This window comes from Faecalibacterium sp. (assembly GCF_052358865.1).
Taxonomy (GTDB): Bacteria; Bacillota; Clostridia; order Oscillospirales; family Ruminococcaceae; genus Faecalibacterium; species Faecalibacterium butyricigenerans.
Window position 1 is genome coordinate 1 of the sequence record NZ_DAWCVJ010000049.1, and the last position, 18,730, is coordinate 18,730.

19 protein-coding genes and 1 tRNA gene are annotated in these 18,730 nt (G+C 59.0%); 13 read left to right on the plus strand and 7 right to left on the minus strand.

Annotation, left to right across the window (positions count from 1 at the left end; genetic code table 11):
* Positions 1 to 154: 154 nt before the first annotated feature.
* A complete protein-coding gene (locus ACT8X9_RS08805; RefSeq protein WP_444268745.1) occupies positions 155 to 631 on the plus strand; it encodes an LURP-one-related/scramblase family protein in 477 nt (158 codons plus the stop codon).
* A gap of 57 nt (positions 632 to 688) precedes the next feature.
* Here the strand turns inward: ACT8X9_RS08805 and ACT8X9_RS08810 are convergent, their stop codons facing one another.
* Positions 689 to 1,534, minus strand: coding sequence for a DegV family protein (locus tag ACT8X9_RS08810; RefSeq protein ID WP_444268746.1), 846 nt, complete (start codon positions 1,532 to 1,534; stop codon positions 689 to 691).
* A gap of 331 nt (positions 1,535 to 1,865) precedes the next feature.
* Between ACT8X9_RS08810 and murC the strand changes: the two genes are divergently transcribed.
* Entirely contained in the window at positions 1,866 to 3,248 is a 1,383-nt protein-coding gene (murC, locus tag ACT8X9_RS08815; RefSeq protein ID WP_412588944.1) for a UDP-N-acetylmuramate--L-alanine ligase, read from the plus strand.
* A gap of 241 nt (positions 3,249 to 3,489) precedes the next feature.
* Positions 3,490 to 4,029 (plus strand): hypothetical protein, encoded by a 540-nt coding sequence (locus ACT8X9_RS08820; RefSeq protein ID WP_444268747.1) that lies wholly within the window; start codon positions 3,490 to 3,492, stop codon positions 4,027 to 4,029.
* Between the two features lie 160 nt (positions 4,030 to 4,189).
* Here the strand turns inward: ACT8X9_RS08820 and uxaC are convergent, their stop codons facing one another.
* A complete protein-coding gene (uxaC, locus tag ACT8X9_RS08825) occupies positions 4,190 to 5,623 on the minus strand; it encodes a glucuronate isomerase (RefSeq protein WP_444268748.1) in 1,434 nt (477 codons plus the stop codon).
* A gap of 324 nt (positions 5,624 to 5,947) precedes the next feature.
* On the opposite strand from uxaC, the gene ACT8X9_RS08830 reads away from it, so the two are divergent.
* The 4 genes from ACT8X9_RS08830 (at position 5,948) to ACT8X9_RS08845 (ending at position 10,150) form a co-directional block, all read left to right on the plus strand.
* A complete protein-coding gene (locus tag ACT8X9_RS08830) occupies positions 5,948 to 7,462 on the plus strand; it encodes a tagaturonate reductase (RefSeq protein ID WP_444268749.1) in 1,515 nt (504 codons plus the stop codon).
* A gap of 77 nt (positions 7,463 to 7,539) precedes the next feature.
* Positions 7,540 to 9,030, plus strand: a complete 1,491-nt coding sequence (locus ACT8X9_RS08835) for a UxaA family hydrolase (protein ID WP_227621463.1) — start codon at positions 7,540 to 7,542, stop codon at positions 9,028 to 9,030.
* Between the two features lie 70 nt (positions 9,031 to 9,100).
* Positions 9,101 to 9,265, plus strand: a complete 165-nt coding sequence (locus tag ACT8X9_RS08840; protein WP_444268750.1) for a hypothetical protein — start codon at positions 9,101 to 9,103, stop codon at positions 9,263 to 9,265.
* Positions 9,266 to 9,268: 3 nt separating this feature from the next.
* A complete protein-coding gene (locus ACT8X9_RS08845) occupies positions 9,269 to 10,150 on the plus strand; it encodes an aldose epimerase family protein (RefSeq protein WP_444268751.1) in 882 nt (293 codons plus the stop codon).
* A gap of 78 nt (positions 10,151 to 10,228) precedes the next feature.
* Here ACT8X9_RS08845 and ACT8X9_RS08850 read toward each other — a convergent pair whose 3' ends face one another.
* On the minus strand, positions 10,229 to 10,927 hold the full coding sequence (locus tag ACT8X9_RS08850; RefSeq protein ID WP_412588952.1) for a GntR family transcriptional regulator: 699 nt from the start codon (positions 10,925 to 10,927) through the stop codon (positions 10,229 to 10,231).
* A gap of 130 nt (positions 10,928 to 11,057) precedes the next feature.
* Positions 11,058 to 11,690, minus strand: a complete 633-nt coding sequence (locus ACT8X9_RS08855; protein WP_444268752.1) for a phosphatase PAP2 family protein — start codon at positions 11,688 to 11,690, stop codon at positions 11,058 to 11,060.
* A gap of 146 nt (positions 11,691 to 11,836) precedes the next feature.
* Here ACT8X9_RS08855 and ACT8X9_RS08860 point away from each other — a divergent pair, with 146 nt between their 5' ends.
* The 5 genes from ACT8X9_RS08860 to ACT8X9_RS08880 all read left to right on the plus strand — a co-directional run bounded on the left by ACT8X9_RS08860 (position 11,837) and on the right by ACT8X9_RS08880 (position 16,835).
* Complete coding sequence (locus ACT8X9_RS08860) at positions 11,837 to 12,754, plus strand: Cof-type HAD-IIB family hydrolase (RefSeq protein ID WP_412588955.1); 918 nt, start codon at positions 11,837 to 11,839, stop codon at positions 12,752 to 12,754.
* A 186-nt stretch (positions 12,755 to 12,940) separates the two neighbouring features.
* Positions 12,941 to 13,903 (plus strand): bifunctional 4-hydroxy-2-oxoglutarate aldolase/2-dehydro-3-deoxy-phosphogluconate aldolase, encoded by a 963-nt coding sequence (gene eda, locus ACT8X9_RS08865; RefSeq protein ID WP_227621471.1) that lies wholly within the window; start codon positions 12,941 to 12,943, stop codon positions 13,901 to 13,903.
* A 66-nt stretch (positions 13,904 to 13,969) separates the two neighbouring features.
* Positions 13,970 to 14,995, plus strand: coding sequence for a sugar kinase (locus ACT8X9_RS08870; RefSeq protein ID WP_158399690.1), 1,026 nt, complete (start codon positions 13,970 to 13,972; stop codon positions 14,993 to 14,995).
* A 19-nt stretch (positions 14,996 to 15,014) separates the two neighbouring features.
* A complete protein-coding gene (kduI, locus tag ACT8X9_RS08875) occupies positions 15,015 to 15,863 on the plus strand; it encodes a 5-dehydro-4-deoxy-D-glucuronate isomerase (RefSeq protein WP_227621472.1) in 849 nt (282 codons plus the stop codon).
* A gap of 171 nt (positions 15,864 to 16,034) precedes the next feature.
* Complete coding sequence (locus ACT8X9_RS08880; protein ID WP_412588958.1) at positions 16,035 to 16,835, plus strand: gluconate 5-dehydrogenase; 801 nt, start codon at positions 16,035 to 16,037, stop codon at positions 16,833 to 16,835.
* Positions 16,836 to 16,886: 51 nt separating this feature from the next.
* On the opposite strand, the gene ACT8X9_RS08885 is transcribed toward ACT8X9_RS08880, so the two are convergent.
* From ACT8X9_RS08885 to ACT8X9_RS08895, 3 genes are all read right to left on the minus strand, one after another.
* On the minus strand, positions 16,887 to 17,297 hold the full coding sequence (locus tag ACT8X9_RS08885; RefSeq protein WP_444268753.1) for a peptide deformylase: 411 nt from the start codon (positions 17,295 to 17,297) through the stop codon (positions 16,887 to 16,889).
* A gap of 73 nt (positions 17,298 to 17,370) precedes the next feature.
* Positions 17,371 to 17,446: transfer RNA gene (locus ACT8X9_RS08890), tRNA-Pro, on the minus strand.
* Positions 17,447 to 17,507: 61 nt separating this feature from the next.
* Positions 17,508 to 17,957 carry an RrF2 family transcriptional regulator gene (locus tag ACT8X9_RS08895; protein ID WP_227621476.1) on the minus strand — a complete coding sequence of 150 codons (450 nt, stop codon included), beginning with the start codon at positions 17,955 to 17,957 and terminating at the stop codon, positions 17,508 to 17,510.
* 191 nt (positions 17,958 to 18,148) lie between these two features.
* Here ACT8X9_RS08895 and ACT8X9_RS08900 point away from each other — a divergent pair, with 191 nt between their 5' ends.
* Positions 18,149 to 18,472 (plus strand): rhodanese-like domain-containing protein, encoded by a 324-nt coding sequence (locus ACT8X9_RS08900; protein ID WP_227621477.1) that lies wholly within the window; start codon positions 18,149 to 18,151, stop codon positions 18,470 to 18,472.
* The last annotated feature ends 258 nt before the right edge of the window (positions 18,473 to 18,730 follow it).

Genomic DNA, 18,730 nt, shown 5'->3' on the forward strand with positions numbered 1-18,730 from the left:
TAGGTAGTCGCCGACTTGAATATGCCGCTCTGAGAGTTCTCAGGGCGGTTTTCTTATATTTATCCGAAAAAATTTCCAGATGCTGCATGAAAACAGCGGCGTAAATCGTATATAAGTCAAGCAGGGTATGACAAAGCGGACAGAGGAGGACGGCATGAAGCTTTTATTCAAACAGCGTGCATTTGCTTGGTTCGACAGCTATGACATCTACGATGAAAATGAAAACACGGTCTATATCGTGAAAGGCCAGCTCTCGTGGGGGCACTGCCTGAAAATATTCGACGCCAGCGAGGAGCACGAGCTGGGCACTGTGAAGGAGCAGATTTTTTCTTGGTGGCCCCAATTCGAACTTTACGAGGGGAGCGACTGCATCGGCACCCTGAAAAAAGAACCGTGGGGCTGGTTCAAGCCGCGGTATAATATCGACTTCAACGGCTGGCACATCGAAGGCGACTGGGCGGAATGGGACTACACCATCACCGGGCCGGATGGGGCAACGGTGGCAGTCATCTCCAAGGAGCTGCTCCACTGGACGGATACTTATGTGCTGGACATTGCAAAGCCGGAGGATGCGCTGTATGTGCTGATGTTCGTGCTGGCCATCGACGCTGAAAAGTGTTCCCGCAACTAAAAAACGGCCCGGCTGTGGAGTTTTCCACTTGGCCGGGCCGTCTTGGTTGAATCCTGTTCAGACTTTCTTTGCGAATACGATGCCGATGGTGCCGGGGCCGGAGTAGCCGCCGATGGTCGTGCCGATGTCGGTCTCAATGATGTTTTCAAATTTGCCGTACCTGCGCAGACCGGCTCTGATGGCCTCCATGCAGCCGGGCTTGGGCTGGCAGGACGAGATAAAGACCATGCAGTTGTCGATGTCGTCCCGGCCGTCCAGCAAGTCGGTGATGTACTTGCCGACACAGATGGGCAGGCTGCCGCGATACTTTTTGACGACCTTCAGCTCACCGTCGATGACAGCGAGGCTGGGCTTGATGCCCAGAAGGTTTGCGCCGAACGCCAGCACGCCGGAGCAGCGGCCGCTCTTGGCCATGTAATTGAGCTGGTCTAGCACGAAGCTCAGTTCCACCCGCTTGGCGAGGTTCTGGAGCCGCATACAAATGTTGCGGGCCGTCAGGCCGTCTGCCGCCCATTTGGCGGCGCGGAGGACAAGATAGCCCTGTCCGGTGCAGATGTTCTCGCTGTCGATGACCGAGACGTTGTCGTATTCCTGCGCGGCAAGGCAGGCGTTCTGATAGCAGGACGAAAGCTTGGCGCTGACCGAGATGTGGATGACGGCGTCGTACTCTTTGGCGAACGGCCCGAAGAAGTCGATGTACTCCACCGGATTTGCGGCGGCGGACTTCGGGGTCTGGCCGCCGGCCTCCACATGGGCAAAGACGTCAGCAGGGCGGACGGTGATGCCGTCCAGATAGCTCTCGCCGCCCATCAGGATGTGCATGGGCATGAGAGAGATGTCCCATTGCCGCAGCAGCGCTTCGGAGAGGTCGCAGGTGCTGTCGGCCGTGATTTTGATCTTCAAAAAAGTGTCTCCTCTTTTCGTGCCGGGCACAGCCGACGTCGATGCAGGCGCTGCCACAGCAAAATTTCCTCTATAACTATATCACAAAAATCTCAAGATCGTTAGCTATTTATCCTGAGTAATTGTAAATCTTTTGTGAAGCGTCAAAATACCCAGCCTTGGCCCGCAGATTCTATACAGATAGCACAAAAGTGCGTATGATTTTATGGTTCTTTCCGAAAATTCGCTCCGAAGTGTTTATTTTGTGCGCCAAAAATTATATAATAATAGGTGTCACTAGAATGGATACGGTCTGCCCGGCAGCCGTTTATATTATTGGAGGATGCTTTCTATGTTCATGTACACCGATTACACCCAGCACCTGCTGGATAATGTGAAGAAGATCCATTTCATTGGCTGCGGCGGCAGCGGAATGTATCCGCTCATCCAGATCCTGGCCGCAAAGGGCTATGACATCTCGGGCAGCGACGTGCTGGACGGCAGCATCATCCGCTCCGAGCGGGAGATGGGCGTTAAGGTCACGCTGGGCCACAGCGCAGACAATGTCATCGGCGCAGACCTCGTGGTCTACTCCGCCGCCATTGCAAAGGACAATGTGGAGCTGAATGCGGCAGCTTCCTACGGCATCACGACGGTGGAGCGCAGCGTCCTGCTGGGCTATGTGAGCCGCCTGTACAAACAGAGCATCTGCGTTTCCGGTACCCACGGCAAGACCACCACGACTTCCATGATCACCACTGCGCTGGAGCTGGCAGGACGCGACCCCTCTGCGGTCATCGGCGGCAAGCTGCCCCTCATCCACGGCTACGGCAAGGCGGGCAAGGGCGACGACATCGTCATCGAGGCCTGTGAGTTCTCGGAGACCTTCCTGAAGCTGACCCCCTACCTCTCGGTTGTGCTGAACATCGACAACGACCATCTGGACTATTACGGCAGCATGGGTGAGCTGAAGTTTGCCTTCAAGCGCTTCGCCCTTATGACCCAGTTCATGATCTTCGCAAATGTCGACGACAAGAACACGATGGACGTTATGTATACCCTCGACCGCCGTGTGCGCACTTTCGGCATCAACAACGACGGTGACTATCAGGCCGTCAATGTACAGGAGTATAAGCCCGGCTTCTTCGAGTTCGACCTGAAGGAGTGGAGCAAAGTTACCGGCCACATCCGGCTGGCTGTGCCGGGCCGTCACAACATCTACAACGCGCTGGCTATGTGTGCGGTCTGCCGCTTTGCGGGCCTGACCGTCGAGCAGTGTGCCGCCGCTGCCGCAAGCTTCAAAGGCGCAGGCCGCCGCTTCGAAGTCTACGGCGAGTGCAACGGCGCTGTGGTGGTGGACGACTACGCCCACCATCCCACCGAGCTGCGCGCGACCCTGACCACCGCCAAGGAGCTGGGCTACAAGCGCCTCATCGCCGTCCATCAGCCGTTTACATACAGCCGCACCAAGATGCTGTTCAACGACTTCGTGGATGTGCTCAAGATCCCCGACATTGCGGTCATCACCCCCATCATGGGCAGCCGCGAGCCGAACGACCCGTCCATCACCAGCGCAAAGCTGGCGGCGCAGATCCCCGGCTCGGTGCTGGTGGACAGTCTGGAAGCTGCCGCCGACTGGGTGAAGCAGAATGCCCGCGAGGGTGACTTGGTCATTACGCTGGGCTGCGGCGACATCTATAAGGCCAGCAAGATGATGGTGGCCGACAACAAGTAAATCAAAGATACAACAGCGCCCCTGCATCGGCTGAACGGCTGACGCGGGGGCGCTTTTCTGTCCCTGTTCGTGAATTTGTGAAAATTGCATAACACAGACCGGGGCATTTTGGAAATATCATGAAAATCATGAATAATATTGACAGGTTGGCAGGGGGGGGGTATAATAATGCTGTGGGCTGACGACCGGAAAGGGACAGCTGCCCATGAAATTTATTTGAACATGTGGGAGGCAAAAAATCATGAAAATGGCAAAGAAACTTCTGGCTCTCGTCCTCACCGGCGTCATGGCAATGTCTGTTCTGACCGGCTGTGGAAGCACCGCTTCTCGTCAGGCTACTGGCAAGCTGGAGGGTATGCTGAAGGAAGCAAACCCCAAGGCTACCGTCGAGGTCGGCAGTGAAACACTGGCAAACATGGCTATCGATGCGGCAACTGAGAATGGCAAGCTTCAGACTCCTGCAAGCGCAAAGAGCAGCATCCGTGCCGCTCTGGAAAAGGCGAAGAAGGACGAGTATGTCTGGTACACCTACTTCAAAGCCGAGGGTAAGAATGAGGCTGACAAGGCTCAGGAAATCTCCAAAGCGGTGCTGACCGAAGATGGTAAAGCAATCAACAAGTCCGGTGCTCTTAATGCCTACTCGCTCAACAGCCAGGGGAATAAACCCGGCGATGAGTTCGTGCTGAGCATGAAGGAGTTCACCGTCAAAGAGACTAGCGGCGGCAAGGCCACCGATGTTGTTTACATCATGGCTGTTGTCACCTGCAAGCCTGTCAAGTAAGCTTCTCTTAGCACAGCTGAGAAATTCTTTATTTCTTCAATAGAAAATGCGGCCAAGGCCCGGGGTGTCTCCACCCCGGGCCTTGGTGTTTGTTTTTTCCGGAAGGACAGCAAAAACGGGGGCCGCCGCACGAATGTGCAGCGGCCCCCTCGGGATTGATTTACAGGTTGAAGTAGCGCTTTGCGTTGTCGAAGCAGACGCCGCGGACGATCTTCTCCAGAGCCTTCTCGTCGTTGGGATACTCGCCGTCCTCGACCCACTGGCCGATGAGGTTGCAGAGGATGCGGCGGAAGTAGTCGTGGCGGGTGTAGCTCAGGAAGCTGCGGCTGTCGGTCAGCATACCGACGAAGTTGCCCAGCAGGCCGAGGCTGGCCAGACGGGACATCTGCTCTTCCATGCCGATCTTGTGGTCGTTGAACCACCAAGCGGAGCCGTGCTGGATCTTGCCCGGGACCTCGCTGTTCTGGAAGCAGCCGAGGATGGTGCCGATCTGAGCGTCATCGCCGGGGTTCAGGCTGTAGATGATGGTCTTGGGGCACTCGTCGGTGTCGTTCAGGGCGCTCAGCAGAGCTGCGATCTCGCCGCCGCAGGTGGCGGTGTTGATCATGTCGAAACCGGTATCGGGTCCCAGCAGGGTGTTCATCTTGCGGTTGACGCCGCGCAGGCAGTTGTAGTGGATCTGCATGGCGATGCCGAGGCGGTGATACTGCTTGCCCAGATGGATGAGGATGTAGGTCTGATACTTCTCAGCCTCTTCCCGCGTGACGGCCTCGCCCTTCATGACTTTCTGGTAGATGGCGTTGACCTCGTCCTTGGAGGCCTCACGGTAGGGGATGTAGTCCAGACCGTGGTCGGAAGCGCGGCAGCCCATCTCAGCGAAGAACTCGATGCGGTCGGTCAGAGCACCGGTGACGCAGTCGATGCAGGCCAGCTTCTCCTTGCCGACGGCAGCAGCCAGCTTGCCCATGTACTCAACGAAGCCGGGCTTGTTGATGTTGAGGGCCTTGTCGGGGCGGAAGGAAGGAGCCACGGTGAACTTGATGGTGGGGTCTTCCTTGATCTTCTTGTGCCACTCGAGGCTGTCGATGGGGTCATCGGTGGTGCCGATGAAAGCCACGTTGCTCTGCTCGATGAGGCCGCGGACGGTCAGCTTGGGGTCGTGCTGGAGCTTGTCGTTGCACAGGTTCCAGACTTCCTCGGCGGTGTCACCGTTCAGCACGCCGTCATAGCCGAAGAAGGTGTGCAGCTCGAGGTTGGTCCAGTGGTACATCGGGTTGCCGATGGCCATGGGCAGAGCCTCGGCAAACTTCTGGAAACGCTCGCGGTCGGGCTTGTCGCCGGTGATGTACTCCTCGGGCACGCCGTTGGAGCGCATGACGCGCCACTTGTAGTGGTCGCCGAAGTAGCTGCCGTCCGGGTTGCGGCCGCCCAGCCAGACCTGAGCGATGTTGTCGAAGCGGCGGTTCTCGTAGATCTCACGGGGAGGGATGTGGCAGTGGTAGTCACAGATGGGCATACCCTCAGCGTAAGCGTGATACAGGTGCTGTGCGGTGGGCGACTGGAGCATGAACTCCTTATCCATAAATGCTTTCATGGTCAGAACTCCTTTTTTCAATGGTCTTGACGGTTTGAAACATTCTTTAAAAAATAGAGGTATGGGCCTGTTCCGTGCAAACAGGCGATGCCTGTCTTTAGTATACCGGAAAATGCGGATGTATACAACTGAAAAACTGCCCAAAATTCTCGCCCAGACTTGTACAATTCGCTGGTTTTTATAAAAACGGCCCCTTTTCCTGCAAAAAACTGTGGAGAACCACTTGACTTATTTGTATACAACAGCATAAAATAGAGAAAGAGAAGGGCGCGGCTCTGGCTGCCCCGTGAAAGGCAAAGCAAATTGGTAAAAGGAGACACTCAAATGGAAACTTTGAATTACAAGGTCCTGGAAAGCACCGGTTACAACGGCTATATCCTCAAGGACGCACCCGTTAAGGTGATGCAGTTCGGCGAGGGCAACTTCCTGCGTGCATTCGTGGATTACTTCATCGACATCGCCAATGAGAAGGCTGGCTTCAACGGCAAGGTCAAGCTGGTGCAGCCCATCGCCAACTTCCCCCAGATGGCCGACTGGATGAACGAGCAGGAGGGCCTGTACACCCTGTACCTGCGCGGCAGCGAGAAGGGCCAGAAGGTCGATGCAAAGCGCGTCATCTCCTGCGTCTCCGACTGCGTCTGCCCCTACTCCGAGGGCAAGTGGGACGAAGTGCTGGCTCTGGCCCGCTCTGAGGATCTCGAGATCGTCGTCTCCAACACCACCGAGGCCGGCATCGCCTATACGCAGGGCGACAGCCAGTTTGATCAGGTTCCCCCCAACAGCTTCCCTGCAAAGCTGACCCGCGTGCTGTACGAGCGCTACACCGCATTCAAGGGCGCTGCCGACAAGGGTCTGATCATCCTGTCCTGCGAACTGATCGACAACAACGGCAAGGAGCTGCAGAAGTGCTGCAACAACTACGCTAAGGACTGGAACCTTGACGCTGCCTTCATCGACTGGATGAACAACGCCAACACCTTCTGCTCCACTCTGGTGGACCGCATCGTCCCGGGCCGCATCCGTGACCCGCAGGAGCTGGCTGCTCTGGAAGAGGCCAACGGCTACACCGATAAGGCGCTGGACGTCGGCGAAGTCTTCGGCGTCTGGGTCATCGAGGGCCCCGATGGTCTGGAGGACAAGCTGCCGTTCAAGAAGGCCGGTGTCAACGTCATGGTCGTGCCCGATGTCACCCCCTACAAGAAGCGCAAGGTCCGCATCCTGAACGGCGCACACACCGGCTTCGTTCTGGGCGCATATCTGGCTGGCTTCGACATCGTGCGTGACTGCATGCACAACGACACCATCCGCGGCTTCATGAACAAGATGCTGCACGAGGAGGTCATCCCCACCCTGCCTCTGGACAAGAAGGATCTCGAGGAGTTCGCTTCTGCTGTGCAGGACCGCTTCAACAACCCCTTCATCAACCACGAGCTGATGAGCATCTCCCTGAACTCCACCTCCAAGTGGAAGGCCCGCAATATGCCCTCCTTCCTGGCCTACATCGAGGAGCAGAAGAAGCTGCCCAAGTGCCTGACCATGTCTCTGGCTGCTTACATCGCCTTCTACTCCAACGACATTCAGGAGCGCACCGCCGACGGCCTCATCTGCAAGCGTCCGGCCGGCAACACCTATAAGATCCAGGATGACGCATGGGCACTGGACTTCTACTATGCACACAAGGACGACACCGCTGCCCAGCTGGTGCACGCTGTGCTGACCAACACCCAGATGTGGGATCAGGATCTGACCAAGATCGAGGGCCTTGAGGCCGCTGTTCTGGCAGACCTCGAGCTGATCCGCACCGAGGGCGCAGAGGCTGCTTACAAGAGCTGCCTGTAAGCTGAACATTTGGACACAGAGGGCTGCTGCTTTGGGCAGCAGCCCCCTTTGTGTTATGAGAGAGTAGGAGAAAAACTATGCCGCAGGCGATCCATATCAGCCCCATCGACAACGTCGTTGTCGCTCTGCATCCCATTGCCAAGGGCACCCTCGTCGAGGTGGACGGCCTTGCCGTCACCGCGCTGGAGGACATCCCGCAGGGCCACAAGATGGCAGTCAAGCCCATCCGGAACGGCGAGAACGTCATCAAGTACGGCTTCCCCATCGGCCACGCCACCGCCGACGCCGAGCCGGGCACCTGGATGCACACCCACAATGTCCACACCAACCTCTCCGGCGAGGTGGAGTACAGCTATAACCCCTCCCCCGAGCTGGCCCCGCTGCCCAAGGTGGAGGCCGAGACCTTTATGGGCTTCCGCCGCAAGGATGGCCGCGCCGCCATCCGCAACGAGATCTGGATCATCCCCACCGTCGGCTGTGTCAACGACATCGCCAAGAAGATGGTGGCCGACAATCAGGACCTCGTCACCGGCACCATCGAGGGCCTCTACACCTTCACCCATCCCTTCGGCTGCAGCCAGACCGGCCATGACCACGCACAGACCCGCAAGCTGCTGGCCGCCCTCGTCCGTCATCCCAATGCCGCCGCCGTTCTGGTGCTGCATCTGGGCTGTGAGAACCTGCAGCACGACCAGTTCGTGGAAGAGCTGGGCGAGTATGACCACGACCGGGTGAAATTCCTGACCTGTCAGGACGTGGACGACGAATTTGCCGCCGCCCGCGACATCCTGAAGGAGCTGGCCGCTTACGCCGGCCAGTTCAAGCGCGAGCCGATCCCCGTGAGCGAGCTGGTGGTCGGCATGAAGTGCGGCGGCTCGGATGGTCTGTCTGGCATCACCGCCAACCCCACCATCGGACGCTTCTCCGACATGATGGGCCAGCGCGGCGGCTCCACCGTCCTGACCGAGGTGCCCGAGATGTTCGGCGCCGAGGGCTTCCTGATGGACCGCTGCATCAACCACGACGTCTTCGTCAAGGCCGAGAAGATGATCAACGGCTTTAAGGACTACTTCATCAGCCACAATGAGGTCGTCTACGACAACCCCTCTCCGGGCAACAAGCAGGGCGGCATCACCACGCTGGAGGACAAGAGCTGCGGCTGCGTCCAGAAGGGCGGCACAGCCCCCATCATGGACGTTATCGGCTACGGCGACCCCGTCGTCACCAAGGGCCTGAATATGCTCTACGGCCCCGGAAATGACCTCGTTTCCGCCACCGCCATGACCGCCGCCGGTGCACACCTCATCCTCTTCTCCACCGGCCGCGGCACGCCCTTCTCTGCCCCCGCTCCCACCCTGAAGATCTCCACCAACACCCCGCTGGCGGAGAAGAAGTCGGGCTGGATCGATTTCAACACCGGCGTCATCGCCGACGGCGAGAAGACCATCGACGAGGCCGCAAAGGATCTGCTGGATCTGGTCATCCGGGTGGCCAGCGGCGAGCAGACCAAGGCCGAAAAGCACGGCTTCCGCGAGATCTCCATCTTCAAGGACGGCGTCGTTCTTTAAGTAAAAATGAGGCTGCTGAGCGGTACATACCGCCCGGCGGCCTCTTTATGCATGGCGAAAGGAGAATTTTATGAGAATAGGAGCCAATGGAGCGCTGCTCTTTACACTGCTGATTTATGCAGCCGTCATCTGCATCGCGGTCCGCATCATCAAATACTTCATCCGCTATGGCATCGATTACTATTTTGAAAAACTGGCAGAATACCAGAAAAACCAGAAACATACGGAGGACTGAACTATGAACCAGATCACCACCCAGTACATCACCGAGAACGGCGCCTGCTATGAGCAGTATGTCATCACCGACCCCGCCGCCAAGACCAGCCTGACCATCACCCCCGAGCGCGGCGGCATGATCACCGGCTTTACCCTCGACGGCGACGAGTATATCTGGACCCGCCGCCCCAACTTCTCGGAGTGCAACCGCCCCCGCTTCGGCGTGCCGGTGCTCTTCCCCAGCTGCGGCAACCCCGACGGCGGCGTCCACAACTTTGAGGGCAAGGCCTATCCGATGGAGACCCATGGCTTCGCCGACCTGTGCGCTTGGGACGTGGAGAGCGTCGGCCCGGACGGCGTGACGCTGGCGCTGGAATCCACCCCGCTGACCAAGTTCCTCTACCCCTTCGACTTCACCCTGCTGGTGAACTACAACCTCGAGGGCAATAAGGCCCTCATCAGCCTGACCGTCATCAACGAGGGCGACAAGCCCATGCCCTTCAGCTTCGGCTACCACCCCTATTTCGTGGCCTCTGCGCTGGAAAATGTGGACTTTGACATCAAGTGCGCCACCTGCTCCGAGAATGCCAAGGGCGAGCAGCCCGCTGCCCCGGAAAAGATCACCCTCACCCGCAAGGAGGGCGCAGACAACACCATCCGCCTGATGACCGGCGTGGAGTTCCCCATGACCTTCACCGACAAGGGCAATGGCCACAAGGTCACGGTGGACGCCGATGAGACCTTCGACAAGGGCGTGCTCTGGCAGCAGGATGCCGAGAGCTTCGTCTGCATGGAGCCTTGGAACGGCTGGGCCAACAGCGTCAACGAGGAGGGCCATCACGAGGTGCTGGACGTCGATGAGGCCATGACCAGCGAGTGGAGCATCACCATTGAGAAGGCCTGAGCACCCTCCGAAACTTTACCGTAGAATAAAACGCCGCACAGCGATTTTGATACGCTGTGCGGCGTTTTTTGTGTCTGGTCAGATGTGGTCTACCGGGTGGACGGTCCCCTCGGTGAAATACTCAGGGTGGCGCTGGCGGGCCTGCTCCACCGAGAGCTTGTAGCGGTTCAGGTGGTCGCTGAGGGCGCGGCTGAGGTCTTCCTCCGAGCCGCGCAGGACGGCCTCGAGGATGCGGGTGTGGGCTGCGCAGACGGACTTGTTCTCCTCCGTCTGGAGGCTGAATTTCCGCAGACGCTCGATGTGCTGGAAGGTGGAGAGCATATGGTCGAAGTGCTCCTCCATGCCGCACAGCTCAAAGGCCCGGCGGTGGAAGGCGTTGTCGAGGTCGAGCATCCTCGTTTCCCGGTTTTCGGCGGAGGGGTCGCGCTCCAGCTGGCGGTAGCTCTCAAGGTTGAGTCGGTAGGCGGCCTCCTGCTCGGCGGTCAGACGGCCCCGGATACGGTTCAGGATCTCCTTTTCCAGCGTGAAGCGGGCGAACTGCTCCATTTCCATCAGCTTGAGGTCGATGGGGGCCACATGGGTGCCGCTCTGGGGCTTGATGACCACCATGTGGGCGATGTTGAGCATGATGAGCGCCTCCCGCATGGGGGTGCGGCTGATGCCCAGCTCCTGCGCCAGCTCCCGGTCGTTCAGTTCGTCGCCGGGCTTTAAGTCCATCGTGATGATCCGGCTGCGGATGGTCTCGTAGGCGATCTCCCGCGCACTTCGTGATGCCATGGCCGTGTCATGCTCCTTTCGAAGCGGGCAGTGCCCGCAGATGTGATATATCAGCTACCACCATTGTACCCGCGGGCCGCTGTGCCGTCAAGAGCGGACACAGCAAAAACGGCATATTTTATCCGAAAACTCACGCCTTCCGGGGGCGAAGATAGAGCACCGGCACCCAGACCAGCGCCACGGCCAGCCCGCAGAAGACGTCGATGATGGAGTGCTGCTTGGTAAAGACGGTAGAGGCGCAGATGAGGGCCGCCCAGCCGAAGGCCAGGATCTTGAGCCACTTCTTTTCCCGGGCCAGCGTGCTGCCCGAGAAGGCGATGGCCATGCAGGCCGAGCTTTGGCAGTGGATGGAGGGGCAGACGTTCACCGAGGCGTCGGCCTTCCAGATGAGCTGCATCAGGGTCATGGCGATGTTGCTGCGGCCCACCTCCTCCGCCATGGGGCGGATATCGAGGCCGTTGGGCAGCACCATATAGACGATGAGGCAGAAGGTCATGCCCGAGAACATCATGAGACAGAGCTTGTCGTAGCTGGCGGTGTCGAACCACCACAGCAGCGCCGTGACCCCGGCCAGCAGGAAAAACCAGCTGCCGTAGGGGAAGATGAACCACTCGTTGAAGGGAATGAAGTCGTCCAGCGGGCTGCGGATGATGTATTTCGGGTCGGTGACGGTGAAGTCCAGCCAGAAGAACCAGATGAGGTAGAGCACCCAGTAGAGCTGGTACCACAGATGGGGCCGTGCACGAAGAAGGGAAGTTTTCATGTAAATTCTCCTATAAATCTGTCATACGATGATACATTTTACCACACTTGGCCGACTTGCGCAAATCTGTTTCCTGTTATAGAATAAAGACAGCCTGCTCCGCCGGGGCAGGAGGAATGTGTATGCACGAGCACAAAGGAGCTTTCATGTCTATTTCATCTCACCCCATCCTTCTTGCAGCCCTTGACTTGGACGGTACGCTGCTCAACAGCAGCGGCGAAGTCACGGACTACACCCGGAAGGTCCTGTCCGAGGCCTCTGACCGGGGCGTCGTGGTCATCCCGGCCACGGGCCGCCCGCTGGCCAGCCTGCCGCCTGTGGTGGCAAAACAGCCTTGGGTGCGTTATGCCCTCACCTCCAACGGTGCGGCGGTCTGGGACCTTGGAAATGACCCTCTGGGCTGCGTCTACAGCCGGTACGCCAACGCCGCCCAGCATGAGACCAGCCAGCCGGAGTGCATCATCCGGCGCTGCTTCCCGGTGGAGACGGCCCGGGAGGTCTACGAGGCCTTCCGCGGCCTGCCCGGCGGGCTGAACATCTTCAGCGATGGCCGTGCCCTCCGGGACACGGTGCAGCAGCGCTTCTTCGACGAGCGCTTTGCCCGTCTGGCGGCCGTGCGGGGGACGGAGGCCATCCAGCCCAACGACGGCCGCTTCACCATCCTGCGGGAGCAGAGCGAGTGGATGAGCCGCCACGCCCATGCAGTGGAGAAGTTTTGCATGTTCTTCCACTCTGCCGAGGAGGCCCGGCAGTATCTGCCCCGCTTCACGGCCATCCGGGGCGTTGAGGTGGTGCAAGGCTCCCCCGACAACATCGAGGTCACGGCGGCGGGGGTGAACAAGGGCGAGAGCCTGCTGGCACTGGCCGACCATCTGGGCATCCCCCGGGAAGCCACGCTGGCCGTGGGCGACAGCGAAAACGACCGCGCCATGCTGGAAAAGGCGGGCGTCGCCGCTGTGATGGCCAACGGGATGGAGCACATCCGCAGATTGGCCGACATCGTCAGCGAAAACGACAATGACCACGACGGCGTGGCCGAAATTTTTGCCCGTCTCGGGGTTTAAGAAGCCAAAATCGGCGTTTTTGTGCAATGTATACAAGCTCTTATGCAAAACATTGTGCTTGTTGAGCATTACCAAACGGGCCGATGTCGTTTATACTAAAGATACGAATGCATGGTGGGGAAGGTATGCCCGCAAGGGACTCCGGCCATGTGAATTCATGCAAATGTTAAAAAGGAGAAATGCGTTATGAATCCCATCGTAGAAAAGGTCTATCAGATCGGCATTATCCCTGTTATTGCTTTTAACAGCGTAGACGAGGCCCTGCCCCTGTGCAAGGCTCTGGCTGAGGGCGGCCTGCCCGCAGCTGAGGTCACCTTCCGCACCGCATGTGCTGAGGATTGCATCCGCAAGATCCACGAGGAGATGCCCGAGATGCTGCTGGGCGCCGGCACTGTCCTGACCTGTGAGCAGGCTGACCGCGCTATGGCTGCAGGCGCTTCCTTTATCGTCGCGCCCGGCTTCGACCCCGAGGTCTGCAAGCACGTCATCGACAAGGGCGGCATCATGATGCCCGGCACCGCCTCCGCAGGCGAGATGCAGCAGGCCATGAACATGGGCTGCGAGGCTCTGAAGTTCTTCCCCGCCGAGGCAAACGGCGGCGTGGGTATGCTGAAGAACATCGGCGCTGCCCTGAAGGGTGCCCGCTGGATGTGCACCGGCGGCGTCAACGCCAAGAACGTCAACGATTATCTGGGCTATGACCAGATCTTCGCAGTCGGCGGCACCTGGATGTGCAAGAGCGACGTCATCAAGGCCGGCGATTGGGCCAAGATCACCGCACAGAGCAAGGAAGCTGTTGACACCATGCTGGGCCTGCACCTCATCCATGTCGGCATCAACACCGGCAACGAGGAAGAGGCTGCCAAGGTGGCCGGCCTGATCTCCACCATGCTGAACATGAAGGTCGCTCCGGGCAACTCCAGCATCTTCGTGGGCAACAAGGAGTTCGAGATCATGAAGAAGCCGGGCCGCGGCACCAACGGACACATCGCCATCGGCTGCAACAACGTGGATCGTGCGATCTACCACCTGTCTCAGCGCGGCGTGAAGTTCGACCTCGACAGCAAGAACGTCAAGAACGGCAAGACCGTCGCCTGCTACATGGAGGGCGAGATCGCCGGCTTTGCATTCCATCTGGTTCAGGCATAATTGCCGCTCCATTCCGTCAATACCCGCTGCGGCGGGATGATATACGAACATAAAAGGAGAAACACTATGAAAGTCGTTACCTTTGGCGAGCTGATGGTTCGTCTGCAGCCCTTCAACTACGAGCGTTTCGTTCAGGCCAACAGCCTGGAGTTCACCTTCGGCGGCGGTGAGGCCAACGTCGCTGTCTCTCTGGCCAACTACGGTCTGGATGCAGCCTTCGTCACCAAGCTCCCCGCACACGCCATCGGTCAGGCCGCTGTCAACAGCCTGCGCCGCTACGGCGTCGATACCAGCATGATCACCCGCGGCGGTGACCGTGTCGGCATCTACTACAACGAGAAGGGCGCTTCTCAGCGCGGCTCTGTCTGCATCTACGACCGTGCCAACAGCGCCATCCAGCTGGCTCAGCCTTCCGATTTCGACTGGGATAAGATCTTCGAGGGCGTGGATTGGTTCCACTTCACCGGCATCACCCCGGCTCTGGGCGCAAATGTCGTCGAGATCTGCCTCGAGGCCTGCAAGGCTGCTAAGGCTCACGGCGTGAAGATCAGCTGCGACCTGAACTACCGCGGCAAGCTGTGGACCCGTGCCGAGGCTCGTGAGGCTATGACCAAGCTGTGCGAGTACGTCGATGTCTGCATCTCCAACGAGGAGGACGCAAAGGACGTGTTCGGCATCGAGGCCGAGGCTACCGACATCTACGGCGGCAAGCTGAACGCTGAGGGCTACAAGAGCGTCGCAAAGCAGCTGGCTGACAAGTTCCACTTCGAGAAGGTCGCTATCACCCTGCGTGAGAGCCACAACGCCTCCGAGAACGGCTGGAGCGCTATGCTGTACGATGTCGCTTCCAACGAGTACTGCTTCTCCAAGAAGTACGAGCTGAAGATCATCGACCGCGTCGGCGGCGGTGACTCCTTCGGCGGCGGCCTGATCTACGCTCTGCTGAACGGCAAGAGCACTCAGGATGCTGTTGAGTTCGCTGTTGCTGCTTCTGCTCTGAAGCACACCATCGAGGGCGACTACAACATGATGACTGTCTCCGAGGTCGAGAAGCTGGCTGGCGGCGACGGTTCCGGCCGTATCCAGCGCTAAGCAGGAAAGGAGATCCGCAATGGAGATCCGCTATTCCTGCAATCAGAAAGACTTCAAGCGCTACACCACCGAGGAGATGCGCGACGAGATGCTCATCACCGGCCTGTACAAGGCCGACGAGGTCGTGGCCGTCTACAGCCATGTTGACCGTATGGTCACGCTGGGCTGTATGCCGGTCCACGAGACGGTCTCCATCGACAAGGGCATCGACGTCTGGGCCAACTTTGGCACCCACTATTTCCTCGAGCGCCGCGAGATCGGTATCTTCAACATCGGCAAGGACTCCACGGGCATCGTGGTGGCCGACGGTGTGAAGTACGAGCTGGGCTATAAGGACTGCCTGTATATCACGCAGGGCACCAAGGAAGTGACTTTCGCTTCCGCAGACCCTGAGCATCCGGCAAAGTTCTATATGGTCTCCGCTCCGGCACATTGCTCTTACGAGACCCGCCTCATCAAGATGGCTGATGCAAATCACCGTCCTCTGGGCAGCGTCGAGACCTGCAATAAGCGCACCATCAATCAGTTCATCCACCCCGATGTGCTCAAGACCTGCCAGCTGAGCATGGGCATGACCGAGCTGGAGTCTGGCTCCAACTGGAATACCATGCCCAGCCACACGCACGAACGTCGGATGGAGATCTACACCTATTTTGAACTGCCCGAGGGGCAGGTGGTGTTCCATATGTGTGGCGAGCCGACTCAGACTCGCCACATCGTGATGCACAACGAGGATGCTGTCATCAGCCCCTCCTGGAGCATCCACAGCGGCGTAGGCACTTCCAACTACACCTTTATCTGGGCAATGGGCGGCGAGAACATGGAGTTTGACGACATGGACAACATCGCTACCACCGACCTGCGCTAAACAGTACACCATACAACGCCCCGCACCGGGAGACCGGCGCGGGGCGTTTTGCTAAATATTTAACTTGGCTCTCTCAGCCCCGCCACACCTGCCAGCGTGGAGCAGGCAGAGAAAAGCACGCTATCACGTCAGGGCGATGGCCCTGACGTCACGATCAACAGGAGGAATACAATGGATCTGTCAGCTTTTGACCTGAAGGGCAAGGTCGCCCTCATCACCGGCGGTGCCCACGGCATCGGCTTTTCCATCGCAGAGGGGATGGCCAAGTGCGGCGCGGCCATCTGCTTCAACTGCTCTTCCGAAGCCAGCCTCGAAAAAGGCATGGCGGCTTACAAGGCAGCAGGCATCGAGGCCCACGGCTATGTCGCCGATGTGTCCGACGAGGACGCCGTCAACGCGATGGTGGCAAAGATCAAGGCCGAGGTCGGCCCGGTGGACATTCTGGTCAACAACGCCGGTCTGATGAAACGGGTGCCGATGGTCGAGATGAGCCACGCCGATTTCATGCGGGTCATCGACGTCCATGTGGGCGGCGCATTCAACTGCTCCAAGGCTGTCCTGCCCGACATGATGGAAAAGCATGAGGGAAAGATCATCAACATCTGCTCCATGATGAGCGAGTTGGGCCGCGAGACCGTCTCCGCCTACGCCGCTGCCAAGGGCGCGCTGAAGATGCTGACCAAGAACATCGCCTCCGAGTACGGCGAGTACAACATCCAGTGCAATGGCATGGGCCCCGGCTACATCGCCACCGCCCAGACCGCCCCGCTGCGGGAGATCCAGCCCGACGGCAGCCGCCACCCCTTCGACCAGTTCATTACCGCCAAGACCCCCGCAGGCCGCTGGGGCGAGGCGGAGGACATGGTAGGCCCCTGCGTCTTCCTCGCCTCCCATGCTTCGGACTTCGTGAACGGCCAGATCCTCTACGCCGACGGCGGTATCCTCGCCTACATCGGCCGTCAGCCCAAGTAATCTCAGGCAGCAAAAAAGCCCTGTGGCACCCGCCGCAGGGCTTTTGTCGTCTCAGATGAGGATGCCGTCGCAGTGGTCGATCTCGTGTTGGAGGATCTCGGCGGTCCAGCCGGTGAAGGTCTTGATGCGGGTCTGGAATTTTTCGTTCTGCCACTGGACCTTGATGGTCTGGTAGCGCTTGGTCTTTCGGGTGCCGGTGAGGGAGAGACAGCCCTCCTCGGTCTCATACGGCCCGGACTTTTTGAGGATGACCGGGTTGAACATGACGAGATAGCCGTCCTCGCCCTCGACGGCGATGATGCGCTTTGCAGCGCCGATCATGTTCGCCGCCATGCCGACACAGCCGTCTTTGTGGGCGATGAGCGTTTCCAGCAGATCCTGCGCGATGGGCAGGTCTTCCGGGGAGGCCGGTGCGGCTTTCCGGGCGAGAAAAAGCTCGTCTTTGCAGATGTCACAGATCATAGAAAACCTCCTGTGCAGATGAAGAAAGCCACGATGTGCGTCATTCTCCGACGCTTCATCGTGGCTTTTTTTGTGGTCGGAGTGGCGAGACTCGAACTCGCGGCCTCCTGCTCCCAAAGCAGGCGCGCTACCAACTGCGCAACACCCCGGCGGTGATACCTAAACAGTATACCTTTTTTTGGGCGCGGAGTCAATCCCGGGGCAGAAAAATCAGGACTTGGCGCCGCAGCAGCCGCAGCCCTCGTTGACGGAAGGGAGGCTCTGGGCCAGCTGCTCGAGGGTCACGCTGTCGATGTACTGGTTGATGACCTCGTCGAGGCCCGCCCAGAAGGGCAGGGTGAAGCACTGGTCGGACATGGGGCACTCGTTGGTCACGCTGCCGAGGCAGGGGATGGGGGCGACGCTGCCCTCGATGGCCCGCAGAATCTCACCGGCGGTGTAGTCGGCGGGGGCCTTGGTCAGGCGGTAGCCGCCCTGACTGCCCCGCTCGCTCTTGACAAGGCCCACGCGGGCCAGCGGGGTGACGATCTGTTCGAGATATTTCAAGCTCAGCTGCTGGCGCTCGCTGATCTCCTTCAGGGAGACGGTGGTGCCCGGCGCATAGCGGGCCAGCTCGGCCATCAGCCGTAGCGCATAGCGGCTCTTGGTGGAAAATTTCATAGCGGTCTCTCTCCTTATTCGTCTTTCAGTATACCACGGCGTCCCGCTTTTGGAAAGTGAAAAAACCTTCCTTTCGGCAGCATCCGGGGGAACCGGGAAAAATACCGCGAGAGGGAAGCGGCATCTTGCGAGAGCAAAAAATATCTGTTATCATAAGATGATACAACAAGAGACGATAAGGAGAGACACCTATGATACAGAAGATCGACCCCGCAGCCGCCATCCGTCTGCTGGACGCGAAAAAGGCACAGGCAGTGGACGTGCGGGAGCCGGATGAATACGCAGTGGGACATATCCCGGGGGCAAAGCTGCTGCCGCTGGGCGAGGTGATGAGCCGTGCCGCTGAGGTGCTGCCCGATAAGGATGCGCCGTGGCTGGTCTACTGCCGCACCGGACGCCGCAGCGCGGATGCAGTCCAGAAGCTGGATGCGCTGGGGTATACCAATATCTATGACCTCGGGGGCATCCTCAGCTGGCCCTATGAAATCGAAGGGGATTTTGAGGGGCATTTCTGAGAGGGATTACGCGCTGGTGGCGCGGGGGTAGAGCGCTGTTACGGTAAGGCTAAGTTCTCTTTTGCGTGCCAAAAGAGAACCAGAAAAGCACCCGCTACTTTCGAGGAGCGGGAACCGACGGGTTGCGGCTCCCAGCGTCTGCTTCGCTGCCGCTCGCATCCTGCTGGCCGCTGCCCCAACAGCTCCTCCCTGTTTCCGCCACTGGCGGCGGTCGTCGCCGTTGCAAGAAAGGGGCTGCTCGCCCCTTTCAGACCCCGA